Below are 25,324 nucleotides of genomic sequence, written 5' to 3'. Positions count from 1 at the left end.
TAGTGGTCACGACGAGAGCGGCGGTCAGCGACAGCCCAGCGGAGAGTCCAATGTCGGTCTTGCCCTTCGATCAGCGCGACGGCCACATCTGGTTCGACGGCGCGCTTCTCCCCTGGCGGGACGCCAAGCTGCATGTGCTCTCGCACGGACTGCATTATGGGTCCTGCGTGTTCGAGGGCGAGCGCGCCTATGGCGGCGTCATCTTCAAATCGACCGAGCATTCCGAGCGCTTCCGCCGCTCGGCGCAGATTCTCGACTTCGAGATTCCCTATTCCGTGGCGGAGCTCGACGCCGCCAAGAAATCCGTCGTCGACGCCAATGGCTTCACCAACTGCTATGTCCGGCCGGTGGCTTGGCGCGGCAGCGAGATGATGGCGGTCGCGGCCCAGCATTCGACGATCCATGTGGCGATCGCGGTGTGGGACTGGCCGAGCATGTTCGACGTCGAGACCAAGATGAAGGGCATCCGTCTCGACATCGCCGACTATCGCCGTCCGGACCCGCAGACCGCGCCCTCGCTCGCCAAGGCGGCCGGCCTCTATATGATCTGCACCATCTCCAAGCACCGGGCGGAGCGCCGCGGCTATGCCGACGCGCTGATGCTGGACTGGCAGGGCCGCGTCGCCGAATGCACCGGCGCCAATGTGTTCTTCGTGAAGGACGGCGTGCTGCACACGCCGCTCGCCGACTGCTTCCTCGACGGCATCACCCGCCGCACTGTGATCGACCTCGCCCGGCGCCGCGGGATCGAGGTGGTCGAGCGGCGCATCCTGCCGGAGGAACTGCCGGGCTTCAGCGAATGCTTCATCTGCGGCACGGGCGCCGAGGTGACGCCGGTCGCCGAGGCGGGGCCCTATCACTTCACGCCGGGCGCCCTCTCGCGCATGCTCGTCGAGGATTATGCGCGCGAGGTCGTTCCGAAGGCTGCCGCGGCATGAAGCGGGACTCCGGAAAAGCGGGGACCGATTCCCCGATGAAAATCCTGCGGATGGAAAGATGCTGAGCAGGCGAGCGTCGCTCGCGGCGACGCTCGCCTGCTCAGAATTTGCCGTCGTGCGGCTTCCGTCTTCATGTTAGAAATCGGACAGGGGAACGGGCGCGTCGCGGCGCCCGCGGGGGAGCGGCCTCGGCCGGAAGGTTGGCGACGATATGGGCAAGGTGACCGGTTTTCTCGAGATCGACCGGCAGGACCGCAAATATAAGCCGGCCGCCGACCGTATCCGCCATTACGACGAATTCGTCATCGCTCTTTCGGAAGAGGCGACGCGCAATCAGGCCGCGCGCTGCATGGACTGCGGCATTCCCTTTTGCCACAATGGCTGCCCGGTCAATAATCAGATCCCGGACTGGAACGATCTCGTCTATCACGGCGACTGGCGCCGGGCGCTCGCCAATCTGCACTCCACCAACAACTTCCCCGAATTCACCGGCCGTGTCTGCCCCGCGCCCTGCGAGGCGTCCTGCACGCTGAACCTCGTCGATCAGCCGGTCACCATTAAGACGATCGAATGCGCCATCGTCGACCGCGGCTTCGAGGCGGGGTGGGTCGCGCCCGAGCCGCCGAAGCGCAAGACCGGCAAGCGCATCGCCATCGTCGGCTCGGGTCCCGCCGGCCTCGCCGCCGCGCAGCAGCTCGCGCGCGCCGGCCACGAGGCGCATGTCTACGAGAAGAACGCAAAGGCCGGCGGCCTGCTGCGCTACGGCATTCCCGACTTCAAGATGGAGAAGCATCTGATCGACCGCCGCGTCGCGCAGATGGAGGCGGAGGGCGTCGTCTTCCATTATGGCGTGCATGTCGGCGTCGATCTCGCGTCGGATGCGCTGCTCGACGGCCATGACGCCGTCGTCCTCGCCGGCGGCGCCGAGCAGCCGCGCGACCTGCCCATTCCCGGACGCGAACTGCGCGGCGTGCATTTCGCCATGGATTTCCTGCCGCAGCAGAACCGCCGCATCTCCGGCGAGCCGCTCGCGACCAATGAGCCCATTCTCGCCTCGGGCAAGCATGTCGTCGTGATCGGCGGCGGCGACACGGGCTCGGATTGCATCGGCACCTCGGTGCGCCAGGGCGCGCTGTCGGTGACGCAGCTCGAAATCATGCCGCGTCCGCCCGAGAAGGAGAACAAGCTCGTCACCTGGCCGGACTGGCCGCTGAAACTGCGCACCTCCTCTTCGCATGACGAGGGCTCGACGCGCGAATTCGCGGTGACGACACGCGAGTTCGCCGGCCGCGACGGCGCGGTGGCGGGACTGCGCTGCGAGCGTGTCGACGCCAAGATGCAGCCTGTTCCCGGCAGCTCCTTCACGCTCGCCGCCGATCTCGTGCTACTCGCCATGGGCTTCGTCGCGCCGGTGCGCGAGGGACTGCTGGAGACGCTCGGCGTCACGCTCGACGGGCGAGGCAATGTGGCGGCGGATACGAAATCCTATGCGGCGTCGCGCGAAAAAACATTCGCGTGCGGAGATATGCGGCGTGGACAGTCGCTCGTCGTCTGGGCGATCCGCGAAGGCCGTCAGTGCGCCGCCGCGGTCGACGACTATCTGATGGGCGGCACAAACCTACCGAGGTGACGTTCGATGCCGATGGCGTTGTGGTATTGCGAGAATATTGGAAACTCGATCGTGCCCTATGTGCTGCTCGCTCTGCCGCTCGCCGGCGCCTATCTCTACGGGCAGAAGCAGAAGCGCATCGCCTGGATGCTGATCGGCGCATGGGTCGTCCTGCAGATCGGCATGACGACGACGACCAATCTCAACTGCGTGAGCTGACGCGCGCGGGCGGCGGCGGGAAAGGCCCCGCCGCCGCCCGTTCGCTCTCGTTCACAGCACGTTGACGGTCGTTCCGACCTTCACGCGATTGTAGAGATCGCTGACGTCGCCGTTCATCATGCGAATGCAGCCGGAGGAGACCCCTTGGCCGATCGTCCACGGCTCGTTCGAGCCGTGGATGCGGAACATCGTGTCGCGCTTGCCGGAATAGAGATACATGGCGCGCGCGCCGAGCGGATTACTGGCGCCGCCGACCATATGGCGCGGCAGGTCCGGCCGGCGCCGCAGCATCGCGGAGGGCGGAGTCCAGGCGGGCCAGGACTCCTTGCGGCCGATATGCGTATGGCCGCGCCAGGTGAAGCCCGGCCGTCCGACGCCGACGCCATAACGAATGGCGCGTCCGTCGGCCATCGACAGATAGAGATAGCGGTTGCGCGTGTCGACGGTGATGGTTCCGGGTCGGCTGCGTGTCGGATCGTCGACGACCGCCCGTGTGCCGGACCCATAGTCCCCGCCGAGATGCGCATCGCTGTAGGAGACGCGGGAGGCGCCGCCGCCGAAGAGAAGCGCGAGCGGATTTTCGAACGCCTGCGCGGACGAGCCCGCGCAGGCGAGCGCGAGGACGAGCGCCGCCGCCCCCGCACGCAAAGAATTTGCCATGATATTCTCCCTTCGACCAAAGGGTTGGTGAAGCGAGAGCAAAATGACGCGCGCGGGCCCACGTTCCTCGGCCGCGGGATTTCGTTGTCGGCAGATCGAATCGTCGATTGATCGCAGCGCCTCATTTTGAGGAAAAAGCGGGCGACGGCGGGGTGGAGTTCATGGAAGAGTTTCGGCGGGAAGCGGATGATCACGGCTGTCGAAACGACAAGATGTCCGTTGCATGAAAATCATCAGAATCCGTAATCTCCCATACGCGACCCAGAGCCGACGGCGCGACGCAATGACGGCCGGACGCTGACGGCAAGAGGGTGGTACGGCTGAGCGCAGCCGCGCCTTCGTTCAATTCGGCTCGGCCTCCTTCGGCGCGCGCCTCGGCCAAGAAAAATCATCGGCGCGGCCGGGGTGGGTCGGCTGGTCGCCGCCCTCCAAATAGATGTGGTCGACGAGCGCTCGGGCGGCGGCGGCGCGGGCGTCCGCTGGCGGGGAGGCGGGCCGGCTGCGTCGCGCGAGCTCGCCATCGGCGGCGGCGGCGGCCGTCGTCAGCGGCTGCACCGGGCCGATTGCCGGCCGCTCGGGCAGCGTCGGCGCCGCGACCGGAACGGGGGCGCCCGGCGCGACGATCTGTGGGGCGGGCTCGGCGGCCTGCGGCGGCCCCTCGGCCGGTAGGGCCGCTTCCCCCGCGGGCGTGGCCTCGGGCGCCGCCGGCGCGGCCTCGGGCGAGGCCGGCTGGCGGGCCGCCTCCAGCGCGCGTTTGATCTCGCCCTCGACGAAATGCGCGACCTTGCGCGCGCCGACGTCGGTGAAGTGCACGCCGTCGCCGGCGCGCAGTTTCACGATGCGGCCGTTGATGTCCGGACCGAAGGCCTGATACTGGTTGCGCTCGTCGGCGAAAGCTTCCCAAATATCGATGAAGGGCGCGCCGTCGAGAGTGGCGCGGTCGCGATAAATGTCGTTGAGCTTGGCCATGTCGGCGGAGAAATGCTCGTTCTTGGTCACCGGCAGGCCGACCCAGACGAGCGGAATCTTCTTCTCCTTGAAAGCGGCGCGGATCGCGTCGACGCGATCTGCGTAGCGCTGGCGCCAGGGCGGCGAGAGCGCCTCGTAGCTCTGGCCTCCCTCATGGATCGCCTGGCGGTCGTTGCTGCCGATCATGACCACGGCGAGGTCGATCTTCTCCTCGCCCGCCAGCATATCGCGCACCGCTTTCGGCCAGTCGAAGAAATCGTCGCGTACGAGACCCGAACTCTCCTTGCCCCGATGGAGGATGCGCACGTCGGGCCGGTCGGCATAGGCTTCCTCCAAACCGTCGGCGAGTTGCTGGCCGAGCGTGTCGCCGATCACTGCGACCTGGAAGATCGGCGCGTTGGGATCGCTCGGCTGCTCAGGCTTGGCCTTCTTGGCCGAGCGCGTCTGGCCGCGCCAATAGGCCGGCGCGCCATATTCGCGATGAGGCACGAGGCGCCGCATGCGCGGACTCTCGGCATTGGGCGGGCGACGCGCCTGCCGCGGGGATGGTCCTCCGCCGAATATGCCTTGCAGGAAATCGCCGAACGGGTCCTGCGCCCGCGCGGCGTCGGCGCCGAAGACGAGCAGCAGGGCGAGCGCGAGAAGCGCGCCGCACCGGCGAAACGGGAGACGGAAGGGCGATCTCATGCGCCGCATTATAGCGCGCCCACGCGCGCTTTTCGATCCGCGCCCTTGCGAGGGGATGGGAAATCGCTCCCGCCCGTGGGTGGGTGGGAGACCAAGTCGGCGAAGGGCGGCCCGCGCCGCGGGCGTGAATGCGAAATTGACGCCGATGGAAGTAGCCGAGCAGAAACGAGTCGGCTACGGCCGTGGCGTTGGGAACGGCCCGTCGCCCAAGCGTCCGCTTGCTCGGCCAATGCTTGAAGCGAAGCGGGCGCGCCGATCAGAGGACCAACGGCGCTCTGTGCGGCGGCGCTGGCGACGGATGCGCTGAAAACGGCAATGGCCGCGACGGACAAGCGAGACGACGGCCCTGCTCCGAAAAGAAAGCGTGAACTGGACGATGGGAGAGTGAATTCGAGCGGAGCGACGCGACGCGCCCCATGTCCTCGACCGTCCTGCGAGGACATGAAGCGACGACCAAGGCCCGAAGCGCCGGCGGCCCGCCGCGACGGCTCAGCGCAGATGCGCCGGGGCCTGTGGATTATTCTCCGGGTTGGAGTCGTATTTGGAGAGCTTCGTCACCAATCCGCCGCCGACGAGCGGCGTCAGCTCGGCTTCGAGCGCATCCGCCGCGGCCTTGGGATAGACTTCGCGGCCGTCGACATAAAGCGAGAAGGAGCGCGAATATCTGGCCTGCTTCTCCGGATTCTCGACCGTCGCCTTGGTCCATTTGTAGAGCGGAAAATGCTCGACGCCTTCTCTCTCGGCTTCGGCGACATAATCGGCGAAGGCGTCGAACTGATTGCGCAGCGCCGCGTTGTGCCTCGTCAATATCTCCGCGAGCGGCCTCACGGCTTCGCTCGACGGATCGGTCCGCGCGATCTCGGCGAATCCGTCCGCGAGGTCGAGGCGGATTTGATACTCCCATTCATCGCTCATGACGATCTCCCAATGTCGAAGCGATCGCGCATGGCGATCCCGGCGCCGGCGCGGAATAGGCGCGCGCCTCGCTCATATTGGTCCAAGACGCGCGGCGAAAGCCGGTGAAATAGCTCGCGCGCGGAAACGCCGACCGCCGGCCGGCGATCCGGTCGAGCCACGGCCCGCCGAACAGTGGATCGATCTCCCGCACGAGCGTGCGAGCCGGATTGAGCGCTTCGTCGAAACGCCGTGGAGAGGCGTCTTTCTCCTGCGCGCGCGAGAGGGCGCGCGTCGAAAGATAGCCCGTCTCGCCGTCGAAAGAGACGAGGCTCCAGGTCTCGCCGCGCCTCACCAGCACGATGGGCGAGAAAGCCGGGATGACTCCGATCAGATATTCGCCCTGCGCGGGGCCGGACCGCAATGCGGCGGGCCGATAGACGCACGCGGGCTTGCTCAGCGCCGAGCCGGCGCACATCGCGGCGGCGAAGGCGCATGCCATGACCGTCGCAATTCGCATCGCCTTGCTCCTTCCGTCTTCGGGACCGACGGGATCGATATTCCCATTATTTGGGTGGGCTATTGACCTGTCAATGATCGAGCGTCGCGAAAATGCGGAACCTGCTTGACGCGCGACTGCGCGCTCCGGCATCAATCGACTCCACGGGACGTCGCGACAGGGCCATTCCACGATCGTGACGGGCGAGGCAGTTTTTTCTCCTTGTCGACGGGGAGCGTACGAATGCTCAGACCCATCATCGTCGGTTCGCTCGTCGCTTTTTTCGCCGCGGCCCCGGTCGCTTTCGCCGGGCCGGAAGTGGCGCGAGGCGATCCCGCGGATGGGACGGTCGGTCCGATCCCCCGTGGCGTCGGGGAATTCGACTTCTATGTCCTCAGTCTCTCCTGGTCGCCGGGCTATTGCGAGACCGACGGCGCGCGGCGCCGTCGCCAATGCGCGCCGGGCGCCGGCAAGGGGTTCGTCGTGCATGGCCTGTGGCCGCAATATGAGCATGGCTTCCCGAGCGATTGCGACGGCCCCGTCTCGCCTTCCCGGTTCGCGTTGGCGCATGCCGAGGGCCTCTTTCCCGACGAAGGGCTCGCGCGCTACGAATGGCGCAAGCACGGTCGCTGCTCCGGCAAGAGTCCCAGCGATTATTTCGCCGACGTGCGGCGCGCATGGGAGAGCGTCGTGATCCCGGCGTCTTTCGCGCGTCCGGCCGCCGCGCAGACTTTCGCGCCGCTCGACATTCAGCGCGCCTTCGTCGCCGCCAATCCGCGGCTGAGGCCCGGGATGCTCGCCGTCACCTGCCGCAAGGGCGCGCTGCAGGAGGTGCGACTGTGCCTGTCGCGTGATCTGCGCGAGTTCCGCGCCTGTCCCGAGGTCGCCCGGCAGGCCTGCCGGGGCGGCGAGATCACGGTCCCGCCGCCGCTCTAGAGCCGATGAATTATCGCCATGGGTTCCATGCCGGCAATTTCGCCGACGTGTTCAAGCATGCTCTGCTGGCGCGCCTGATCCTCTATCTCACGCGCAAGGAGACGCCGTTCCGCGTGATCGACACCCATGCGGGGGAGGGCGGCTATGATCTTTCCGCCGACGAGGCCGAGCGCACCGGCGAATGGCGCTCCGGCGTCGGACGTCTCGCCGATCTCTCCGCCGCCGACGCCGCGACGCGCGAATTGCTCGCGCCTTATCTCGAGGTCGTCGGTCCGCTCGACGCCGAGGGGCGGCCCGCGCCCTATCCCGGCTCGCCGCTGATCGCCGCCCGTCTCATGCGCGCGCAGGATCGCGCCATCTTCTGCGAATTGCGGCCGGACGCATTCGAGGCGCTGCAGGCGCGCTTCTCGCGCGACAAACGGGTGAAGACGATCCGTCTCGACGGCTATGTCGGGCTCTCCGCCTTCACGCCGCCCAAGGAGCGGCGCGGCCTCGTGCTCGTCGATCCGCCCTTCGAGCGGCGCGACGAGACCGAGAAGATGCTCGCGAGCTTTCTCGAGGCGCATCGCAAATGGCCGACGGGGATCTATGCGCTCTGGCGGCCGATCAAGGACGAGGCGCAGTCGCGCGCCTTCGTCGAGCGGCTGCGCGCCAGCGGCGTGAAGAAGATTTTGCGGCTCGACCTTTCGGTCGGCGGCGCGGCGGAAGATCAGAAGCTGCGTCGGACGTCGCTCATCGTCGTCAATCCGCCCTTCACTTTCACTCACGACGCGCGCGTGCTCTCCGCCTTTCTCGCCGAGCGGCTCGCGCAAGGGCCGGGCGCAGGCTTCGAGATCGAATCGGTGAGCGGGGAATAGCCGCGCGCCTCGGTTCGGTTGCGCGGCCGCAGAGTCGGCGTCGGCCGGCCGGAGAGAAACGAACCACGCCCCACCCCGCTTCGCGCAGCGACGTCGCGGCGCGAAGCGCGAGCAGGGGCGCGGCGCCCCGCCGGCGTCAGTCGATGGTCAGCGCCACGAAATGCGTGTCGCCCTGGCCATTGGCGACGATCAGCAGCGCGGATTTCTTGCCGCCGTCCTTCAGCGCCTTCACCTTCTTGACCGCGTCGTTCGGATCGGCGACCGGCTCCTGATTGATTTCGAGCAGAATCTCGCCGGGCTGCAGGCGCTTGTCGGCGGCGTCCGAGCGCGGATCGACGCCGGTGATGAGAACGCCGGACTTCACCGTATCCCTGATCTGGAAACGGTTGCGCAGATCGTCCGAGAGGCTCGACAGCTCGAGGCCGAGAGTCTTCTGCGACGAGGACTTGTCCGCCGGGCCGCCGTCGGGCGAGCCGTTCGAAGCGATCTTCTCGCCGTCCTCGAGCCGGCCGAGCTTGATCGCCTTGGCCTGCTCCTTGCCGCCGCGGATGATGACGACCTCGACCTCCTTGCCGACCGGCGTCGCGGCGACGAGCTTCGGCAGATCGCGCGATTCCTTGATCGGCTTGCCGTCGAATTTGACGATCACGTCGCCGGCCTTGAGGCCCGCGGATTTCGACGGTCCCTTGTCGTCGACGCCGGCCACCAGCGCGCCACGCGGCTGGCCGAGCTGGAGGTTCTCGGCGATGGCGTCGTCGACCTTCTGGATGCGCACGCCGAGCCAGCCGCGGCGCGTCTCGCCGAATTTCTGTAGCTGCTCGATGACCGGCTGCACCGTGTTGGAGGGCGTTGCGAAGCCGATGCCGACCGAGCCGCCCGAAGGCGACAGGATCGCCGTATTGATGCCGATCACCTCGCCGTCCATGTTGAACAGCGGTCCGCCGGAATTGCCTTTGTTGATGGAGGCGTCGGTCTGGATGTAGTTGTCGTAGGGTCCGCTGTCGATATTGCGGTTGCGGGCCGAGACGATGCCCGCCGTCACCGAGCCGCCGAGACCGAAGGGATTGCCGACGGCGAGCACCCAGTCGCCGACGCGCGCCTTGTCGCTGTCGGCGAATTTGACCGCCTTCAGCGGCTTGTCGGGCTTCACCTTGAGCACGGCCACATCGACCTTCTGATCCTTGCCGAGGATCTCGGCCTTGAGCTTCTGGCCGTCGGTGAAGATCACCGTCACCTCATTGGCGTCGGCGACCACGTGATTGTTGGTGATGATGATTCCGGCCGGATCGATGACGAAGCCCGAGCCGAGCGAGCTCGACTTGCGCGGGCGCGGCAGCTCCGGCGCGCCCTGTCCCTGCTGGCGACGGCGGAAGAACTCTTCGAACAGATCGTCGAAAGGCGTGCCGGGCGGACCGCCGGGGCCGGAGTCGGGGCCGCCCTTGTGCGCGCTCTTGGGGTCGACGGTCTGCGTCGCGGAGATATTGACCACTGCGTCCTGCACCGTCGCCGAGAGATCGGCGAGCGTATCGGGGCCCTTGGCCGCCGCCGGCGCAATCGCCAGCAGGCCGGCGAAGCAGGGAACGAGCAGCGCGGCGAGCGCGCGCCGGACTCCGGTCGCCGAGAAAATCCAAACGCTGGCCGCTGATATCATAACTCTTGCTCTCCTGAGACGCGATTTCCGTTCGGGCGCGTCGCGTCCTCGCCTTCGGCCGATCCCGCCACTCGTATCACGATCGGCGTTGCGCATCCGCGCGGCGGCCGGGGGAAAGGGCCGAGACATCGGGGCGGGCCCGCTTCGCCGCGCTGTTGGCACTCTGCCAGCAAAGCGGCGAGAATTGGGCGTATTCGACTTTTTACCTTACCTTTTCGATACGAAATCCGGAATTACTTTTTCTGCGGCGCCGGCTCTTCGCGGCTCGTGCCGCCCGCCGCGCCGAAATAGCGGAAGAATTCCGAGCGGGGGCCGATGAGGAATCGCGTGTCGCTGGTCTTCAGCGCGCTCTCATAGGCCTGCATGGAGCGGTAGAAGGAGAAGAAATCCGCGTCTTTGCCGAAAGCTTCGGCGAAGATGTGGTTGCGCTCGGCGTCGCCTTCGCCCTTGATCCGATCGGCCTCGCGCTGCGCCTCCGCCTTGAGCACGATCACGTCGCGATCGGCCTTGGCGGTGATCTTCTGCGCCTGCTCGGCGCCTTGCGCGCGATATTCGGCCGCCTCGCGCGCGCGCTCGGTCTGCATTCTGCCATAGACCTTCTCGGAAATCTGCTGAGGCAGATCGACTCGCCGGATGCGCGCGTCGACGACGGTGACGCCGAATTTGCGCGCCTCGAGATTGGCCTGCTCCTTGATCTTGACCATCAGGCCGGCGCGCTCGTCGCGCACGATCTCGCGCTGATTGGCCTCGCTCAGCACGCGGCGCACCGCCGAGTTCAGCACCGAGGCGAGCTGGTTGTTGGCGCCGGCGATGCCGCCGACCGACTGATAGAAGCGCAGCGGATCGACGATGCGATAGCGGATGAAACTGTCGACCTCGAGCCGCTGGTTGTCGGAAGCGAGCACCTCGAGGCTCGGACTCTCCACGTCGAGGATGCGATTATCGAGATAGATGACATTCTCGATGATCGGAAATTTATAGTGCAGGCCGGGCTCGGTGACGAGGCCGCGGCCCGCGACCGGTTCGCCGAAGCGCAGCACCAGCGCCTGCTCGGTCTGCGCGACGGTGAACAGCGCGCCGCCTGCGGCGATCAGCCCCGCGAGGATCAAAATGGCGAGGAGGAAGGAAACGCCTCTCACTTGCGGCCTCCTTGCGCGCCGAAGCCGGGCAGGGGCAGGTACGGGATCACGCCCGAGCCGCCGGCGCCCGAGGCCGATTCGTCGATGATCACCTTGTCGGCGCCGCCGAGCACGCGCTCCATCGTTTCGAGATAGAGCCGCTGGCGGGTGATGGCGGGCGCTTTCTTATATTCGGCGTAGATCTGGTCGAAGCGCGACGCTTGGCCGCGCGCCTCGGCGACGATCTGCTCGCGATAGGCCTCGGCCTCCTGCAGGATGCGCGCCGACGCGCCGCGCGCCTCCGGCACGACGCGATTGGCGTAGGCCTCGGCCTCGTTGCCGAGGCGCTGCAAGTCCTGCTGGGCGGCCGTCACGTCGCGGAAGGCGGCGATCACCGAGGCGGGGGGGTCGACCGACAACAGCAGCACCTGCAGCACCAGCACGCCGCTGTGATAATCGTCGAGCACCTTCTGCATGAGCTGCTGGCAGGCCGGCTCGATCAGCTTGCGGTCGGCGGTGAGAATTTTCTGGATCTGTGACTGGCCGACGATCTCGCGCATGGCGCTCTCGGCCACCGCCTTCACCGTCGCCTGCGGACCGGCGACGTTGAAGGCGAAATCTTCGGGCTTGGCGGGGTCGATCTGCCAGAACACGCGGAACTTCACGTCGGCGATGTTCTCGTCGCCGGTGAGCATCAGGCTCTCTTCCGGCGCGTCGGGACTCTGGGGGCCGCCGCGCCGCGTCGCGGGCTGCTCGCGAAAGCCGATGTCGATGACATTGCGGTCGGTGACGGCGAGCTTGACGACGGAGCCGACCGGCGATGGCAGATTGTAGTTGAGGCCGGCCTGCGTCTTGCCGCGGTATTTGCCGAAGATCATGTTGAGCCCGACTTCGTTCGGGCCCACCGTGTAGAAGCCGCTGGCGAGCCAAGCGAGCAGGGTCAGGAGCGTGAGGATCGCGAGGCCGCGTCCGCCGAAGCCGGAGGGCAGAATTTGCCGCAGCCCCTCCTGGCTGCGGCGCAGCAGCTCCTCTAGATCCGGGGGGCCGCCGCCGGGGGCGCCCCACGGATTCTGCTGGCCCCAGGGGCCGTTGTCATTGGGCTTGCGCGGACCGCCTTGATTGCTCCAGGGCATGTCGTCTCGATGGCTCGGCGGGGAATCGAATGCGTTCCGCCTCCGCGGGACGCCGAGAGTTTATAGGCGCTCGCGGGAGCGACGGCAATCGCTCCCGCGCGAACCGGCGCGGGATATCCTCAGCGCGCGGGACGCGCCAGCAGATCGGCGAGCGAAAAGCCGAAATCGACGCCGACGCGCAGACCGTGCATCGCCGTCTTGTTGCAGACGTCGACCGGATAGGGCACGACGCTCGTCAGATAGGTCGGACTGCTGTGCTGGAGCTGGGTGTAGAGATATTCGGCCCGCAGCGAGAGCCCTTGGGCGAGGGCGAACTGCACGCCGGCTCCGACCGTCCAGCCCGGCAGGAACTCATAGCTCCGGCTCGTTCCATAAGTGGGGATGGAATTGATCACGCCCGAGCCCGAAAACGTCCTCGGCGCGAGGATATGGCCGTAGGCGAGGCCGCCCGTCCCATAGACCAGCCAGCGGTCGAAAATATAGCCGAGCCTCCCGCGGAAGGTTCCGAGATAGCCGCCGCGAACGCCCGAGATCGAGCCGTGGCCGTTGGAGCCGCCGCCGAGGTCGCTGCGATATTGCGCGTCCGTCTCGAAGCCGACCACTATCTCCGGCGTGAGCTTGAAGTCATAGCCGAGGCGCAGGCCGCCGAGGAATCCGGCGCCCTTCATCGGCACCGGATCTGCGAACTCGCCGTCGCCGATGGCCGTGCCCGCGGTAAAGCCGAAGGAAGGCCCGCCCCACTCGAAGGGCGGAACCGCCGGCGGCTCGCCGCCGGGGCTGCCCGGACCGGCCGGCGGCGCATTGGCGGGCGGCGCGTTGTCGCCCCGGCGGCCGGGGCCGCGGCAGGTCGAATCGAAGCTCCAGTCCTTCTTCCCGACGGTCTTCGGCGCAGTGACGCCCGAGCCCGTGACGGTCACGAAGGTGCAGGCGGAATCGAGCGTGCGGCACTGGCCCGTGGCGATGCTGCAGACCTCGATCACGCCGCCGTAGAGCACGGCGTCGGTGCGGCCGCCCAGCACGCGCACGGCGAAGCTGGTGCCGCGCACGCCGATCGTCGCCGTCGGCGTGCGGACATCATAGTCGTGGCCGCCCTTGGGGGAGCCGACGAAACGGAAAGCGCCCTTGGCCGCGTTGAACACGACGCCCTTGCCGCCGGAATAGACGAAGCTGTCGAGCTTGACGCGCGATGAGGGCGCCATCTGCAGATTGGTGCGGTCGTCGAAGACGAATTTGCCGCGGCTCGCCGCCGCGGTCGTCAGGATCTCGTCCGCATAGACGGCGTCGCCCACGCCGAGCTTCTTCGCGCCGGCGCCCGAATCGCCGCGCACATCCTTCTCGATCGCCGTCGCGCCGCCGATCTTGGTCGCGGCCGAAGCCGGAGACGCGAGCGTCGCGCACAGAAAAGCCATCGCCGCAAGTCTGTTCATGCGCGCCCCGAGCCGTCGTTCCGCGAATCCCCTTACGGATTCGTCCGACTTTAGCTCGGCCGGGCGGCAATGCCAACAGCCGCGCCGACGTCGTCGCGTCACGGATCGTCGAAAGAGCGACAGAGCGGCTGAAAATGCGCGCGCCGTTGACGGAAAATCGACAGTCGACCTCCTATATCCGTCCCGCGAGGCGCCTCGCCTCCCCTCCATTCCAGTGGCCCGCGTCTTGCTGAGCATGGGCTCGGCGACGGGGAGAGGGGCTTATCCAGGAGACTTCGCGATGAATTCGATCGTCCGACTGGACCGCCCGAGCGGCAAGGCGCATGGCGCCATTCACGACAATGTCGAGCTCGATCGCTTCGAGCTCGATTTCGACGAGGGAACGGCGGTCGCCTATTATCGGCTCACCCCCGACGCCATCGTTCTCGTCCACACCTACACGCCGGAGCCGCTGCGCGGCCGGGGCGCCGCGTCGCAGCTCGTCCGCGGCGCGCTGGATTGGGCGCGGGCGCGCGGGCTGAAGATCGTTCCCGAATGCCCGTTCGTCGCCGATTACATCGTCCGCCACCCGGAATATGCCGATCTGCTGGCGGCGCCGCGCAGGTCAGCCTGAGGCGCTCTCGGCCTCGTCGGCGAGCCTCAGCCATTGCTCCTCGGCGCCGGCCAGCGCGTCGGCGAGCTCGGCGCGTTGCTGCGAGAGGCGGCTCGCCTCCTGCGGATTGCGCGAAAAAGCCTGCGGGTCGGCGAGCGCCGCGTCGACGCGCGCCAGCAGCTCACCGAGCTTCTGCACGCGCTCTTCGGCGGCCGCGAGGCGCCGGCGCGCCTGCCCGGCGTCCTTGCGCGGAGGCTTTCCGCGCCTCTCCGCCGATGAGTCCTCCCGCGACTCGCGGTCCTTCCGGCCGTCTCCGCCGGCGCGGCCGAGCACCAATCGCGCGTAATCGTCCATATCGCCGTCGAAGGCCTGAACGGTTCCGCCCTCGACGAGCCACAGACGATCGGCGCAGGCCTCGAGCAGATAGCGGTCGTGCGAGACGAGCACGATCGCGCCCTCATGGGCGTTGATCGCCTCGATCAGCGCGGCGCGGCTGTCGATGTCGAGATGATTGGTCGGCTCGTCGAGAATGAGCAGATGCGGGCCGCCGAAGGAGGCGACGCCGAGCAGCAGCCGCGCCTTCTCGCCGCCCGAGAGATGCTCGACCCTGGTGTCCGCCCGCGCGCCGGAGAAGCCGGTCTGCGCGGCGCGGGCGCGGATGCGCGCCTCCGGCGCGCCGGGCATCAGGGCGGCGAAGACGGAATGGGGCGTGTCCTTTTCGTTCAGATCGTCGATCTGATGCTGGGCGAAGAAGCCGGCCTCCAATCTGGCGGCGCGCACCATGTGGCCGCTCTTCGCTTCGAGCCGGCCGGCGAGCAGCTTGGCGAAGGTCGATTTGCCGTTGCCGTTCGCGCCGAGCAGGCCGATGCGGTCGTCGTTCGAGAGGCTGAGCGAGAGGCGCGCGAGCACGGTGCGGTCGCCATATCCTACCGCGACCTTGTCGAGCGCGATGATCGGCGGCGACAGCGGCTTCTCGGGCGAGGGCAGGCGGATCGGCAGGATCTCGTCGTCGACGACGGCGGCGACCGGCTCCAGTTTGGCGAGCATTTTGAGGCGCGACTGCGCCTGCCGCGCCTTGGTGGCCTTGGCGCGGAAACGGTCGACGAAGGCCTGCAGCTCGCGGCGGCGCTCCTCCTGCTTCTTGCCGGCCTTGGCCGCGAGCGTTCGGGCCTCGCGCCGCTGCTTCTCGAAAGAGCTGTAATCGCCTTTGTAGAGCGTGAGCTTGCCGCGCTCGAGATGCAGAATATGAGTGGCGACGGCGTCGAGCAGGTCGCGGTCGTGGCTGATGACGATGACGCTCGCCGGATAGCGCGAGAGATAGTCGACCAGCCAGAGCGTCCCTTCGAGATCGAGATAATTGGTCGGCTCGTCGAGCAGCAGCAGCTCCGGCTGCGCGAACAGAACGGCTGCGAGCGCGACCCGCATGCGCCAGCCGCCGGAGAATTCGGATAGCGGCCGCTGCTGCGCCTGCGCGTCGAAGCCGAGGCCGGAGAGAATGGCGCCGGCCCGCGCCGGCGCGGCATGGGCTTCGATGTCGACGAGCCTCGTCTGGATCTCGGCGATCTCGTGCGGATCGCTCGCGAGCGTCTCGCGCGCGAGCAGATCGGCCCGCTCCATGTCGGCGGCGAGCACGAAATCGACGAGGGCGGTCGGCCCGCCCGGCGCCTCCTGCTCGACGCGTCCGAGCCTGATCCGCGCGGGCAGGGAGATGGTTCCGCTCTCGGGAGCGATCTCGCCGCAGACGAGCCGGAACAGCGTCGTCTTGCCGGCGCCGTTGCGGCCGACGAAGCCCGCGCGGGCGCGCGGCGGCAGGAACACGCCGGCCTTGTCGAACAAGACCCGGTCGCCGAGCCGGTAGGTGAGATCGTCGATCGAGAGCATGGGGTCCCGTGTAGGGCAATTCGCGCCGCCGGCGCAATCGTCGCCGATCGGCGAGAGGCGGGGCCGCTAGGCCGGGCTGGTCGTCGCGGGGCGCGCCCGCTGCGACAGATAGGCGTCCGATCGCATCTCGATCAGCCGCGAAGCCGTGCGGGCGAATTCCTGCGCCTCGTGCCCCGTCGGCGCGCGATAGAGCACGTCCGCCTTCGTCTCGGCCGAGAGCACGAGCCGCGTCTTCGTCTCGTAGAGAATGTCGACGAGCGTGATGAAGCGTTTCGCCTCGTTACGGCGGTCGAAATTCATCGCCGGTATATTCTCGATCATGATCGTGTCGAAGGCCTCGGCGAGAGCGAAATAATCGGCCGCGCCGAGCGGGCGCGAGCAGAGGTCCGCGAAGTCGAAGCGCGCGACTCTTTCGGCCGCCTCGGGAATCTCGACGTCGCGGCCGCCGACGCGCAACCACGTCGGCGCGCCCTTCGCGACGCCGGCGATCTCGGCGAACAGCGCGTCGATCGCCGCGCGCGCGAAGTCGTCCGCCGGCGCGAAATAGATTTGACCGAGCGCCGGCTTCTCCAGCCGGAAATCGGCGCGCGCGTCGAGCCGCACGATGTCGAGCCGCGTCTCGACGAGCGTGATGAAGGGCAGGAACAGATCGCGATTGCGTCCGCCTTCGTAGAGCCGGCGCGGCTCGACATTGGAGGTCGCCACCACCGTGACGCGCCGCGCCAGCAGCGCGGTGAAGAGCCGCGAGAGAATGCTCGCGTCGGCGATGTCGGTTACCGAGAACTCGTCGAAGCACAGGACGCGCGCCTCGTGCGCGAGGTCGCGGGCGACGCGTGCGAGCGGATCGACGTCTCCGCCGCGGCGCGCGCGCAACAGGCGCGCATGGACTTCGGCCATGAATGCGTGGAAATGCACGCGGCGTTTCGCCTCGACGGCGAGCGCGTCGAAGAACAGATCCATCAGCGTCGTCTTGCCGCGGCCGACGAGCCCGTGAATGTAGAGGCCGCGCGGCGCCTCGCGCGCGCCGCCGGGCAGCAGGGCGCGCAGCCGTGCGCCGATTCCCGCCGGCTCCGGCTCCGACAAGCGCAGCGCCAGCGCCTCGAGCTGTGCGAGCGCCGCGATCTGGGCGGGATCGCGCTCGAGCGCGCCGTCGGCGACGAGCGCTTCATATCGCGCGAGGAGGGGACGACGCGTCGTCATCGTTTCGGTGGCCGGGAGGTTCTTACAGCCGGCGCATCCGGCCGCTCGCCGCCGCCAAGGCGCCCTCGCGCAGCTCGCAAAAAAGCAGGCGCTCGGGATCGACCGGGCCGGGCATCACGATCTTGCCGCGCGGAACGCGGCCGAAGCCGAGGCGCGCGTAATAATCGAGATCGCCGACGAGCAGAACGAGACCATGGCCGGTCTCCCGCGCCGCGTCGAGCGATTTCTTCACCAGCGCCTCGCCGAGGCCCTGGGAGCGGAAGGCCGGCTCGACCGTCAGCGGTCCGAGCAACAGCGCAGGCGTGGAATCGATCAATATTTCGGTCATGCGGTTGGCGCCGACCAGAAGCGTTCCGACATGAGCGACGAAGGAGAGCGCCAGATCGGCCTCGACTCCCTCGCGCAGCCGATAGGCCGTGCGCGCATAGCGGCCAGGACCGAAGGCCCGCTCCTCGAGCCTTTCGATGGCGGGGGCGTCGGACGGCGTCTGCGGCGAGAAGCGGATGACGAGATCGATCATGACGAGCGCGCATAACATGCGCCGCGCCCGCTGGAAAAGAGCGTCGCTGGCCTCGGTCTTGCTGAAACGCCCTCATGAGCGACCTCGAGATCAGACCGGCGACATATGCCGACGCCGATGCGATCGCTGGACTCCATGTCGCGGCCTGGGCGGAGAGCTATGCGACTTTGGCGCCGGCGGAGGTTCTCGCCGCCTATACGCTCGACATGCGACTCGCCCAATGGCGGCGGACGCTCCGCGACGCGGAGGAGGGGCGGCCGGCGCCGAGCGTGTTTCTCGCGCTGCGCGAGGACGGCGCTCCGGCCGGCTTTTGCGCCAGCGGCGCGCAGCAGAGCGAAGTCCTCGCAGAGCGGGGCTATGCCGGCGAGTTCCAGGCCATCTATCTGCTGAGAGAGGCGCAGCGCCGCGGCCTCGGGCGGCGGCTCATGCGGCGGATGGCGGAGGATTTGCGCGCGCGCGGGATCGAATGGGCGAGCCTTTGGGTGCTGCGCCATAATTTCTCGGCGCGGCGCTTCTACGAGAGGCTCGGCGGCCGCAAAATCGCCGTCGAAGGCCTGTGGTGCGGCGTGCCGGAGGTCGCCTATGGCTGGCGCGATCTCGGCCTGCTGATCGACCCGTCCCCGGCGAGGTCCTGGTGAGAGATTTCCATATCCGTTCCGCCGCGGCGCCGGACGCCGAGACCGTCGCCGTGCTGAATCTCTCCTGCTGGCGCGAGACCTACACGGGCCTCATTCCCGATGAGACGATGGCGGAGCTGACGCTGGACGAGCGCCGCGCGCATTGGCGTGCGACTTTTGCGGCGGAACGATCGAATGTGCTGCTCGTGTTCGACGCCGAAGGCGCCGCGGCCGGCTTTTCGGCGTGGCGCGCACAAGAATTCGCGTTCCGCGGGCGGCTCGGCCGTGGGGCCGAGGTTTCGGCGATCTATCTGCTCCGCGCCGCACAGCGCCGCGGCCTCGGCCGCGCGCTGATGGGGCGCATGGCCCGGCAGATGCGCGGGGAAGGGCTGAAATGGGCGAGCCTCGTCGTGCTGCGCGACAATATTCCGGCGCGCCGCTTCTACGAAACAATCGGGGGGCGACGCTTCGGCCGCGAGACCTCTCGGCGCGGCGCGGCGCAACTCGCCTATTGCTGGCGCGACCTCGCCAAGCTCTGCGATCACCAATAAGGCGAGACGGCCGCGCCGCTTAGAACCTCGGCGAGCCGCTCGCGCGTCGCGCGCGTCGCTCCCTCCGGAAGAGCGTCCAGCGCGAAGAAGCCGGCCTCGGCGATCTCCGCGTCCGGACCGCGCGGCGCGGTCTGACGGAAGGCGCGCACGACGAACAAAGCGACATGATCGCGCCGCGACACGCGCCGGTTGAGATAAAGTCCGCGCAGCTCGGCCGGTCCTTCCAGCGCGATATTGCCTTCTTCCGACAATTCGCGCGCCAGCGCCTGCTCGATCGTCTCGCCCGCCTCGACGCCGCCGCCGGGCAAGTAATAGCCGGAGACGTAAGTGTGCCGCACCAGCAGCACGCGGCCGTCCGGGTCGACGACGAGTCCGCGCACGCCGAGCGTCATCGGACGGGCCGCCAGCGCGCCATAGGTGATGAGCCGGGTGGTCAGCCGGCTCAGCAAGCCGCCGTTCCGGGCGTCGCGCCTTTCGCTCATCGTCCCTCGCGGCAGGCGGTCTCTGCTGGCCTTTCGGTCGCGCTCATTCTAGAAGGCTTCCAATCTCGTCGCATCGCCCCGCGCCTGCCTAGCCCCGATCCGGCGCCGCCCGCAAGGAGCCGTTCCGCTTGAAAGCCCTTTCCCAACTCACCGAGCGCGAGATTCTCGCCGTCGCGATCGCCTCGGAGGAGGAGGACGGCCGCATCTATCTCAGCTTCGCCGAGGATCTCGCCGAGCGCTATCCCGCCTCGGCGAACGTCTTCGAGCAGATGGCCGAGCAGGAGGCCGCGCACCGCCACGCGCTGCTCGGCCTCTATCACAAGCGCTTCGGCCCCAATCTGCCGCCGATCCGCCGCGAGGATGTGAAGGGCTTTCTGCGCCGCCGGCCGATCTGGCTCACCCGCAACCTCCCGCTCGACACGATCCGCAAGGAAGCGGAGGTGATGGAATATGAGAGCGCGCGCTTCTACCAGAAGGCGGCGGAGCGGGCGACCGACGTCGGCGTGCGCGAGCTGCTCGGCGATCTCGCCGCGGCGGAGCAGGGGCACGAGTCGCTCGCCGTGCGCCTCGGCGCGACCATCCTCACCCCTGGCGCGCGCAAGGACGAGGACGTCGCCTATCGGCGCTTCTTCATCCTGCAATATGTGCAGCCGGGGCTCGCGGGGCTGATGGACGGCTCCGTCTCGACGCTCGCGCCTCTGTTCGCGGCCGCCTTCGCCACGCAGAACAATTGGGAGACGTTTCTCGTAGGCCTCGCCGCCTCGATCGGCGCCGGCATCAGCATGGGCTTCGCCGAAGCGCTTTCGGACGACGGGTCCTTGACCGGACGCGGCTCGCCGCTGCTGCGCGGCGGCGTCAGCGGGCTGATGACCGCGCTCGGCGGCCTCGGCCACACATTGCCCTATCTCGTGCCGGATTCGATTCCCGATCATTTCAGGATCGCGACGACCATCGCCGCCGCAGTGGTGTTCGTCGAACTCTGGGCGATCGCCTTCATCCGCGCGCGCTATATGGACACGCCCTTCCTGCAGGCCGTCTTTCAGATCGTGCTCGGCGGCGCCATCGTGCTGGCCGCCGGCGTGCTGATCGGCGGCGCTTGAGGTCCCACAATGGCCTTCCTTCTCGCCCATCTCTCCGACGCCCATATCGGCCCGATCCCGCGCCCTCGTCTCGGTGAGCTCGTCTCCAAGCGGATCACGGGCTACGCCAACTGGCTGAGCAAGCGCGCGCAGCTCCATGACATGGGCGTACTGGAGCGCATCGTCGCCGATATTGCGGCGCAGAAGCCCGACCATGTCGTAATGACCGGAGACATCGTCAATATCGGCCTCGACGCCGAAATCGAAGCGGCGCGCGACTGGCTCGCCGCTCTCGGTCTGCCCGAGCATGTGAGCTTCACGCCCGGCAATCACGACGCCTATGTGCGCGCCGCAGCGGCGCGCGTCGCGCAGACTTTCGCGCCCTGGACGAGTTCGGAGGAAGGCGAGGGCTTTCCCTACTTGCGCCGGCGTGACGGCATTGCGCTGATCGGCCTCGATTCGGCCGTGCCGACGGCGCCTTTCGTCGCCTCGGGGCGGTTGGGCGCGGCGCAGATCGAACGGCTCGGGGCGCTGCTCGAGCAGACTCGGGGCGAGGGGCTCGCGCGCGTCGTGCTGCTGCATCATCCGCCGCACCGGGGCGGCGCGCGCCCGCTGCGCGGCCTCGACGACGCCGGCGACTTCGAGGCCGTCATCGCCCGCTGCGGCGCCGAACTGGTGCTGCACGGCCACAATCATGCGATCAGCGTGCATCGGCTGCCGGGCCGCGACGGCCCGACGCCGGTGGTCGGAACCGCCTCCGCCTCGGCCAGGCCCGGCGCGCATTATCGGGCGGCCGCCTATAATCTCTATTCGATCGAACGAAACGAGCAGGGTGTCGTCGTGACGGGCCGCTCACGCGGCATCGGCGAAGGCCGCGAGACGGTCGAGGATCTGGGGCCGCTCGATCTCTAGCAGAACGGGCGTTTCCTTCTCCCGCTGTGCGCACGGCTGTCCGGGGAAAGTCGGGCATAGGCTCTCTCGAGTTGTCTGGGGGATACCCAGCGGCGGGCGGCCCGATATTTGGGCGGTGGCCGTTGGAGCCTTCCGATCGGTCGCCGCTCGAACGGAAACCTGCCGGCGAGTTCCGAGAACCGCAGGTGCGGCGGCTCGACGTCGTGACGGTGGGCGGCGATGCGCAGCAGCACGAAGGCGATCATCGCCGCGATGAGCTGCAGCCGCACGGCGTTCTCGTTCTCGCCGAGGAACTTGCGGATGTCGAGATGCTGCTCGATCCAGCGGAACAGCAGCTCGATGCCCCAGCGCGCCTTGTAGAGCGCGGCGATCTCGACCACCGAACGCGTCATGTCGTTGGTGAGCACGACGATCTCCTGCGGCTGCCGCGTCACGTCGAATGTGCAGGCGACGCGGTCGCATCGGCAGCTTCGAATCGTCCTTGCTGGCGAATCGGACTTCGCAGTCCCGCAGCACGGTGTAGCCTTCGCCGCGCGTCTCCTGCATATCCCGATCCGCGGCCTCGGCGAAGCGGGTGTTGCTCTCGGGGCGCGAAACGAAGAGGCGCGAATAGATCGGCGAAGACGCCGCGGAAGAACCGGGCATGCGCCTGCGGCCTATCGACTCATTCCCCAGACAACCGTGCCGCCTGCGGGAGAAGGTGTCGCGCGAATGCGCGACGGATGGGCCGCTGCGATTCGCAGCATGGTCGAAGCTCGGAGATTGCTGCGGCGGATCGTTCCCTCATCCGACCCCGCTTCGCGGGGCCACCTTCCGCGAGCGGGAGAAGGAGGGCGCGTCGAGATTCATCCTTCTGGAAAGGGATCGAATCTTCGCACTCGCGGTTAGTCTCTCATCGGTCACGACCAAGTGAGGCGATCATGAACACGGCCAATCTTCAGCTCGAAGGCCTCTACGCCGCGCTCGTGGCGTTGTTCGGCGCGCTGCGCGAAAAGGGCGTCTTCGAGGAGGGCGAGATCGACGTTCTGCTCGCCGGCGTCGAGGAGCGTCTCGTTTCCGATCCGCGCCGCCTGCGCGAGGCCAATATCGACGCCATCTGCTTCCCCGCCCGTTTCCTGCGTCTCGCGCTCGGCGCGAGCGAAGGCGCCGACTCCTTCAGCGAACTCGCCGCGCGCGTCGGCCGCGCCAAGCCCGAGCGCCCTCAGATCGAATAGGTGAAGGAATCGTAGGACAGCCGGCTCAGCAGCTGGTCCATGTCTCGCGCGGGCTCCGCGCAGCCGGCGGCGCCGATCACCGTGGCCGGCACGCCGGCGACGGTGACATTGCGCGGCACGGGACGCAGCACCACCGATCCGGCCGTGACGCGCGAGCAGGCGCCGACCTCGATATTGCCGAGAATCTTCGCGCCGGCGCCGATCATCACGCCGCGCCGCACCTTGGGATGGCGGTCGCCGCTCTCCTTGCCGGTGCCGCCGAGCGTGACGTTCTGCAGGATGGAGACGTCGTCCTCCACCACCGCCGTGGCGCCGACCACGAGGCCGGTCGCGTGATCGAGGAATACGCCGCGTCCGAAGCGGGCGGCGGGGTGAATGTCGGTCTGGAACGCGTCCGAAGAACGGCTCTGCAGATAGAGCGCGAAGTCGGCCTGGCCCTTCGTCCACAACCAATGGGCGAGGCGATGCGTCTCGATCGCGTGAAATCCCTTGAAGAAGAGCAGCGGCTCGATGAAACGGCCGCAGGCCGGATCGCGCTCGACGATCGCTTTGATGTCGGCGCGGAATGCGTCCCCGATCGAGGCGTCGTCGTCGAGCGCGCGTGAAAACGCGTCGACGACGATATCGGCCGGGACGGCGCCATTGCCGAGCCGCGCCGCGATTCTGTGGATGACGGCGTCCTCGAAAGACCGGCGATTGACGACGGCCGCCATGACGAGGCTCGCCAGCGCGGCGTCGCGCGCCATTGTTGCGTCCGCCTCCTGGCGGATATGCGCCCACAGCGCGTCGCCGGCGACGAGGATGCGCACATCCGCACGCGTCTGTGCGTGCGGCTCGTCGCGATCGGTCGGTTCATTGGCGTCCATGCGCGTCCTCGATCACAATCGGCGCGGCCGCCGGCCGCGAGAAGCCGGTCATATGTGGCGCCTCGCGGCCGCTTCGTCCAGTTCGGCCGGCTCTGCGCTCGGCGCGGCGCCGGCGAGCCGCCGGAGCGCTCGCTCGGCCTCCGCCTCGTCCAGGCTGCCATAGCCGAGGCGCAGGCCGCGGCCCGTCTGCGGCGGCGCGGCGAAGCAGGTCGAGGGCAGCATGCGCAGGCCGTTGCGCACGGCGTTCTCCTCGAGCGCGTCGAGCGTCGCCTCGTCGCGAAAGCGCGCCCAATAGGCGAGGCCGCCTTCGGGTACGGAAAAATCGACGAGATCGCCGAAGGCGTTGCGCAGAGACGCGCCGAACGCGTCGCGGCGGCGCGCATAGATCTGTCGCGCCTTGCGCACATGGCGGCGCAATTCGCCGGAGCGGATGAGCTCTGCGATGGCGAGTTCGGTCAGCGCATTGCCCTGCCGATCGATCGTCGCCGCCGCATGGGAGATGGCGCGCGCGACCGCCGCGGGCGCGGCGATATAGCCGACGCGCAGGCCCGGCAGCAGCAGCTTGGACATGGAGCCGATATAGATCGTGCGTCCGGGCGCATAGCTCGCCATCGGCAGCAGCGGCTGGCGCTCGAAATGAAATTCATGGTCGTAATCGTCCTCGATGATGGCGAAGCCATGCTCGGCCGCGACCCGCAGCAGCTTCAGCCGCCGCTCGGGCGTGAGTGAAACCGTGGTGGGAAACTGGTGATGCGGCGTCAAATAGACGGCGCGCACGGGACGCCGCGCGCATTCGCGCTCGATATCGTCCACTCTGACGCCTTCGGCGTCGAGCCCGACGCCGACGACCTGCGCGCCCGCGGCCACGAAAGCGTCGCGCGCCGCCGCATAAGAGAGACCTTCGACGAGCACGGCGTCGCCGGGCGAGAGCAGAACGCGCGCGGCGAGGAAAATGCCCATCTGGCTGCCGCGCGTCACGCAGAGCTCGTCCTCGCCGACCACGAGTCCGCGATGGCTCGCGAGCATTTCGGCAATCATGCGCCGGAGCTCGAGCGCGCCGCGCGGATCGCCATAGCCGAGCCCGCCGGAGCGCGCGGCGCGCCGTCCCGCCTCGCGATGCGCGTGCAGGAGCGTGTCGATCGAGAAGAGGCGCGGGTCCGGCAGACCGTCGTCGATGACGACGCGATCCTGGCCGGCATAGACCAGTCTCGGCTCGGGCGGCGCGCGAAAGGCGAATTCCGCAGAGCGGGAATCGGCGCGCGCGCCGTTCTTCGCGGGCCGGGTCTCGGGCAGTTGCGCGGAGACGAAGGTCCCGCGCGTGCGGTCGGTCGAGAACCACCCCTGCGCGATGAGATCGTCATAGGCGAGGACGATGGTCTTGCGGTTGACGCCGAGCGTCGCCGCCAGCTCGCGGCTGCTCGGCAGAGGCGCGCCGGGCACGAGGCGTCCGCGCTCGATCTCGTGAATCAGCGCGTGGACGATCTGCAAATAGATCGGCGCGCCGCGGCGCGGATCGATGCGTTCGGACAGGTTGAAGGTCCATGGACGCAGCATTGGACCCCTCCGTTTCGGCTTTTCGTTGTTGTCGCAGGGCCGCTGCGAGCTTCGTTCGGCCGAGCCGAAAATGTCAAGAGAGGGCCTGAAGAGAGCGCCTGGACCCTTCGCAATCGCATTGTTGGCGGTTTCCGGCGCAGGCCGTTCCGCTAGCGTCATGGTCGATGGCCCTCGCTATCGGAAGGAGCGTCGATCATGCAGACGAAAAGCAACTCGGTCGCCAAAGCGTTGTTGGGAATCGGCGGTGTGCTCGGATTCT

Annotated in this window: 26 protein-coding genes; 11 read left to right on the top strand and 15 right to left on the bottom strand. The window is 68.0% G+C overall.

Annotated elements, in window-relative coordinates; genetic code table 11:
* The first annotated feature begins 50 nt into the window (after positions 1 to 50).
* The 3 genes from AC6IW9_RS17945 (at position 51) to AC6IW9_RS17935 (ending at position 2,766) form a co-directional block, all read left to right on the top strand.
* Positions 51 to 938, top strand: coding sequence for a branched-chain amino acid aminotransferase (locus AC6IW9_RS17945; protein ID WP_497765679.1), 888 nt, complete (start codon positions 51 to 53; stop codon positions 936 to 938).
* A 211-nt stretch (positions 939 to 1,149) separates the two neighbouring features.
* Positions 1,150 to 2,568, top strand: coding sequence for a glutamate synthase subunit beta (locus AC6IW9_RS17940; protein WP_497765676.1), 1,419 nt, complete (start codon positions 1,150 to 1,152; stop codon positions 2,566 to 2,568).
* 6 nt (positions 2,569 to 2,574) lie between these two features.
* Positions 2,575 to 2,766 (top strand): hypothetical protein, encoded by a 192-nt coding sequence (locus AC6IW9_RS17935; RefSeq protein ID WP_497765673.1) that lies wholly within the window; start codon positions 2,575 to 2,577, stop codon positions 2,764 to 2,766.
* Positions 2,767 to 2,817: 51 nt separating this feature from the next.
* Here the strand turns inward: AC6IW9_RS17935 and AC6IW9_RS17930 are convergent, their stop codons facing one another.
* The 4 genes from AC6IW9_RS17930 to AC6IW9_RS17915 all read right to left on the bottom strand — a co-directional run bounded on the left by AC6IW9_RS17930 (position 2,818) and on the right by AC6IW9_RS17915 (position 6,496).
* Positions 2,818 to 3,426: a L,D-transpeptidase gene (locus tag AC6IW9_RS17930; protein ID WP_497765670.1), complete on the bottom strand. Its 609-nt coding sequence runs from the start codon at positions 3,424 to 3,426 to the stop codon at positions 2,818 to 2,820.
* Positions 3,427 to 3,768: 342 nt separating this feature from the next.
* Positions 3,769 to 5,082 (bottom strand): SGNH/GDSL hydrolase family protein, encoded by a 1,314-nt coding sequence (locus AC6IW9_RS17925; protein ID WP_497765668.1) that lies wholly within the window; start codon positions 5,080 to 5,082, stop codon positions 3,769 to 3,771.
* A 489-nt stretch (positions 5,083 to 5,571) separates the two neighbouring features.
* A complete protein-coding gene (locus AC6IW9_RS17920; protein WP_497765664.1) occupies positions 5,572 to 5,997 on the bottom strand; it encodes a hypothetical protein in 426 nt (141 codons plus the stop codon).
* On the bottom strand, positions 5,987 to 6,496 hold the full coding sequence (locus tag AC6IW9_RS17915) for an SH3 domain-containing protein (protein WP_497765661.1): 510 nt from the start codon (positions 6,494 to 6,496) through the stop codon (positions 5,987 to 5,989). The genes AC6IW9_RS17920 and AC6IW9_RS17915 overlap by 11 nt, the downstream gene beginning before the upstream one ends.
* A gap of 222 nt (positions 6,497 to 6,718) precedes the next feature.
* On the opposite strand from AC6IW9_RS17915, the gene AC6IW9_RS17910 reads away from it, so the two are divergent.
* Positions 6,719 to 7,411, top strand: coding sequence for a ribonuclease T2 family protein (locus AC6IW9_RS17910; RefSeq protein ID WP_497765658.1), 693 nt, complete (start codon positions 6,719 to 6,721; stop codon positions 7,409 to 7,411).
* A 5-nt stretch (positions 7,412 to 7,416) separates the two neighbouring features.
* Entirely contained in the window at positions 7,417 to 8,268 is an 852-nt protein-coding gene (locus AC6IW9_RS17905) for a 23S rRNA (adenine(2030)-N(6))-methyltransferase RlmJ (RefSeq protein WP_497765655.1), read from the top strand.
* A gap of 136 nt (positions 8,269 to 8,404) precedes the next feature.
* Here AC6IW9_RS17905 and AC6IW9_RS17900 read toward each other — a convergent pair whose 3' ends face one another.
* From AC6IW9_RS17900 to AC6IW9_RS17885, 4 genes are all read right to left on the bottom strand, one after another.
* The gene (locus tag AC6IW9_RS17900) at positions 8,405 to 9,919 is read right to left on the bottom strand and encodes a Do family serine endopeptidase (RefSeq protein WP_497765652.1); all 1,515 of its coding nucleotides are present in this window, start codon (positions 9,917 to 9,919) and stop codon (positions 8,405 to 8,407) included.
* 233 nt (positions 9,920 to 10,152) lie between these two features.
* Positions 10,153 to 11,058: a protease modulator HflC gene (gene hflC, locus AC6IW9_RS17895; protein ID WP_497765650.1), complete on the bottom strand. Its 906-nt coding sequence runs from the start codon at positions 11,056 to 11,058 to the stop codon at positions 10,153 to 10,155.
* Positions 11,055 to 12,170, bottom strand: a complete 1,116-nt coding sequence (gene hflK / locus AC6IW9_RS17890) for an FtsH protease activity modulator HflK (protein ID WP_497765648.1) — start codon at positions 12,168 to 12,170, stop codon at positions 11,055 to 11,057. Before hflK ends, hflC begins: the two co-directional genes overlap by 4 nt.
* A gap of 119 nt (positions 12,171 to 12,289) precedes the next feature.
* A complete protein-coding gene (locus tag AC6IW9_RS17885) occupies positions 12,290 to 13,597 on the bottom strand; it encodes a FecR domain-containing protein (protein ID WP_497765646.1) in 1,308 nt (435 codons plus the stop codon).
* A 280-nt stretch (positions 13,598 to 13,877) separates the two neighbouring features.
* Between AC6IW9_RS17885 and AC6IW9_RS17880 the strand changes: the two genes are divergently transcribed.
* A complete protein-coding gene (locus AC6IW9_RS17880; protein ID WP_497765640.1) occupies positions 13,878 to 14,210 on the top strand; it encodes a GNAT family N-acetyltransferase in 333 nt (110 codons plus the stop codon).
* On the opposite strand, the gene AC6IW9_RS17875 is transcribed toward AC6IW9_RS17880, so the two are convergent.
* From AC6IW9_RS17875 to AC6IW9_RS17865, 3 genes are all read right to left on the bottom strand, one after another.
* Positions 14,202 to 16,070 (bottom strand): ABC-F family ATP-binding cassette domain-containing protein, encoded by a 1,869-nt coding sequence (locus AC6IW9_RS17875; RefSeq protein ID WP_497765632.1) that lies wholly within the window; start codon positions 16,068 to 16,070, stop codon positions 14,202 to 14,204. The genes AC6IW9_RS17880 and AC6IW9_RS17875 overlap by 9 nt on opposite strands.
* 66 nt (positions 16,071 to 16,136) lie before the next feature.
* Entirely contained in the window at positions 16,137 to 17,270 is a 1,134-nt protein-coding gene (zapE, locus tag AC6IW9_RS17870) for a cell division protein ZapE (RefSeq protein ID WP_497765629.1), read from the bottom strand.
* A 22-nt stretch (positions 17,271 to 17,292) separates the two neighbouring features.
* Positions 17,293 to 17,790: a GNAT family N-acetyltransferase gene (locus tag AC6IW9_RS17865; RefSeq protein ID WP_497765626.1), complete on the bottom strand. Its 498-nt coding sequence runs from the start codon at positions 17,788 to 17,790 to the stop codon at positions 17,293 to 17,295.
* Positions 17,791 to 17,864: 74 nt separating this feature from the next.
* On the opposite strand from AC6IW9_RS17865, the gene AC6IW9_RS17860 reads away from it, so the two are divergent.
* Together AC6IW9_RS17860 and AC6IW9_RS17855 are read left to right on the top strand one after the other, a co-directional pair.
* Positions 17,865 to 18,428, top strand: coding sequence for a GNAT family N-acetyltransferase (locus AC6IW9_RS17860; protein WP_497765623.1), 564 nt, complete (start codon positions 17,865 to 17,867; stop codon positions 18,426 to 18,428).
* Positions 18,425 to 18,958: a GNAT family N-acetyltransferase gene (locus tag AC6IW9_RS17855; protein WP_497765620.1), complete on the top strand. Its 534-nt coding sequence runs from the start codon at positions 18,425 to 18,427 to the stop codon at positions 18,956 to 18,958. Before AC6IW9_RS17860 ends, AC6IW9_RS17855 begins: the two co-directional genes overlap by 4 nt.
* Here AC6IW9_RS17855 and AC6IW9_RS17850 read toward each other — a convergent pair.
* Positions 18,949 to 19,440, bottom strand: coding sequence for an NUDIX domain-containing protein (locus tag AC6IW9_RS17850; RefSeq protein ID WP_497765617.1), 492 nt, complete (start codon positions 19,438 to 19,440; stop codon positions 18,949 to 18,951). The two genes, AC6IW9_RS17855 and AC6IW9_RS17850, sit on opposite strands and share 10 nt — an antisense overlap.
* A 128-nt stretch (positions 19,441 to 19,568) precedes the next feature.
* On the opposite strand from AC6IW9_RS17850, the gene mbfA reads away from it, so the two are divergent.
* On the top strand, positions 19,569 to 20,540 hold the full coding sequence (gene mbfA, locus AC6IW9_RS17845) for an iron exporter MbfA (RefSeq protein WP_497765614.1): 972 nt from the start codon (positions 19,569 to 19,571) through the stop codon (positions 20,538 to 20,540).
* Between the two features lie 9 nt (positions 20,541 to 20,549).
* Positions 20,550 to 21,431 (top strand): metallophosphoesterase family protein, encoded by an 882-nt coding sequence (locus AC6IW9_RS17840; RefSeq protein WP_497765610.1) that lies wholly within the window; start codon positions 20,550 to 20,552, stop codon positions 21,429 to 21,431.
* Here AC6IW9_RS17840 and AC6IW9_RS17835 read toward each other — a convergent pair.
* Positions 21,428 to 21,907, bottom strand: coding sequence for a transposase (locus tag AC6IW9_RS17835; protein ID WP_497772553.1), 480 nt, complete (start codon positions 21,905 to 21,907; stop codon positions 21,428 to 21,430). The two genes, AC6IW9_RS17840 and AC6IW9_RS17835, sit on opposite strands and share 4 nt — an antisense overlap.
* Before the next feature lie 444 nt (positions 21,908 to 22,351).
* Here AC6IW9_RS17835 and AC6IW9_RS17830 point away from each other — a divergent pair, with 444 nt between their 5' ends.
* The gene (locus AC6IW9_RS17830; RefSeq protein ID WP_497765607.1) at positions 22,352 to 22,645 is read left to right on the top strand and encodes a hypothetical protein; all 294 of its coding nucleotides are present in this window, start codon (positions 22,352 to 22,354) and stop codon (positions 22,643 to 22,645) included.
* Here AC6IW9_RS17830 and cysE read toward each other — a convergent pair.
* Positions 22,633 to 23,511, bottom strand: a complete 879-nt coding sequence (gene cysE, locus AC6IW9_RS17825) for a serine O-acetyltransferase (RefSeq protein WP_497765603.1) — start codon at positions 23,509 to 23,511, stop codon at positions 22,633 to 22,635. The genes AC6IW9_RS17830 and cysE overlap by 13 nt on opposite strands.
* Positions 23,512 to 23,559: 48 nt before the next feature.
* On the bottom strand, positions 23,560 to 25,065 hold the full coding sequence (pdxR, locus tag AC6IW9_RS17820) for a MocR-like pyridoxine biosynthesis transcription factor PdxR (RefSeq protein ID WP_497765601.1): 1,506 nt from the start codon (positions 25,063 to 25,065) through the stop codon (positions 23,560 to 23,562).
* Between the last annotated feature and the right edge of the window lie 259 nt (positions 25,066 to 25,324).

This window comes from Methylosinus sp. shoA, assembly GCF_059718125.1.
The sequence above is the reverse complement of the archived record's forward strand: the minus strand, read 5'-3'. Positions and strand labels throughout refer to the sequence as shown.

Bases quoted from the DNA above. Each gene is read 5' to 3' on its own strand.
- AC6IW9_RS17945 (WP_497765679.1), top strand. From the start codon at position 51: ATGTCGGTCTTGCCCTTCGATCAGCGCGACGGCCACATCTGGTTCGAC.
- AC6IW9_RS17940 (WP_497765676.1), top strand. From the start codon at position 1,150: ATGGGCAAGGTGACCGGTTTTCTCGAGATCGACCGGCAGGACCGCAAA.
- AC6IW9_RS17935 (WP_497765673.1), top strand. From the start codon at position 2,575: ATGCCGATGGCGTTGTGGTATTGCGAGAATATTGGAAACTCGATCGTG.
- AC6IW9_RS17930 (WP_497765670.1), bottom strand. From the start codon at position 3,426: ATGGCAAATTCTTTGCGTGCGGGGGCGGCGGCGCTCGTCCTCGCGCTC.
- AC6IW9_RS17925 (WP_497765668.1), bottom strand. From the start codon at position 5,082: ATGAGATCGCCCTTCCGTCTCCCGTTTCGCCGGTGCGGCGCGCTTCTC.
- AC6IW9_RS17920 (WP_497765664.1), bottom strand. From the start codon at position 5,997: ATGAGCGATGAATGGGAGTATCAAATCCGCCTCGACCTCGCGGACGGA.
- AC6IW9_RS17915 (WP_497765661.1), bottom strand. From the start codon at position 6,496: ATGCGAATTGCGACGGTCATGGCATGCGCCTTCGCCGCCGCGATGTGC.
- AC6IW9_RS17910 (WP_497765658.1), top strand. From the start codon at position 6,719: ATGCTCAGACCCATCATCGTCGGTTCGCTCGTCGCTTTTTTCGCCGCG.
- AC6IW9_RS17905 (WP_497765655.1), top strand. From the start codon at position 7,417: ATGAATTATCGCCATGGGTTCCATGCCGGCAATTTCGCCGACGTGTTC.
- AC6IW9_RS17900 (WP_497765652.1), bottom strand. From the start codon at position 9,919: ATGATATCAGCGGCCAGCGTTTGGATTTTCTCGGCGACCGGAGTCCGG.
- hflK (WP_497765648.1), bottom strand. From the start codon at position 12,170: ATGCCCTGGAGCAATCAAGGCGGTCCGCGCAAGCCCAATGACAACGGC.
- AC6IW9_RS17885 (WP_497765646.1), bottom strand. From the start codon at position 13,597: ATGAACAGACTTGCGGCGATGGCTTTTCTGTGCGCGACGCTCGCGTCT.
- AC6IW9_RS17880 (WP_497765640.1), top strand. From the start codon at position 13,878: ATGAATTCGATCGTCCGACTGGACCGCCCGAGCGGCAAGGCGCATGGC.
- AC6IW9_RS17875 (WP_497765632.1), bottom strand. From the start codon at position 16,070: ATGCTCTCGATCGACGATCTCACCTACCGGCTCGGCGACCGGGTCTTG.
- zapE (WP_497765629.1), bottom strand. From the start codon at position 17,270: ATGACGACGCGTCGTCCCCTCCTCGCGCGATATGAAGCGCTCGTCGCC.
- AC6IW9_RS17865 (WP_497765626.1), bottom strand. From the start codon at position 17,790: ATGATCGATCTCGTCATCCGCTTCTCGCCGCAGACGCCGTCCGACGCC.
- AC6IW9_RS17860 (WP_497765623.1), top strand. From the start codon at position 17,865: ATGAGCGACCTCGAGATCAGACCGGCGACATATGCCGACGCCGATGCG.
- AC6IW9_RS17850 (WP_497765617.1), bottom strand. From the start codon at position 19,440: ATGAGCGAAAGGCGCGACGCCCGGAACGGCGGCTTGCTGAGCCGGCTG.
- AC6IW9_RS17840 (WP_497765610.1), top strand. From the start codon at position 20,550: ATGGCCTTCCTTCTCGCCCATCTCTCCGACGCCCATATCGGCCCGATC.
- AC6IW9_RS17830 (WP_497765607.1), top strand. From the start codon at position 22,352: ATGAACACGGCCAATCTTCAGCTCGAAGGCCTCTACGCCGCGCTCGTG.
- cysE (WP_497765603.1), bottom strand. From the start codon at position 23,511: ATGGACGCCAATGAACCGACCGATCGCGACGAGCCGCACGCACAGACG.
- pdxR (WP_497765601.1), bottom strand. From the start codon at position 25,065: ATGCTGCGTCCATGGACCTTCAACCTGTCCGAACGCATCGATCCGCGC.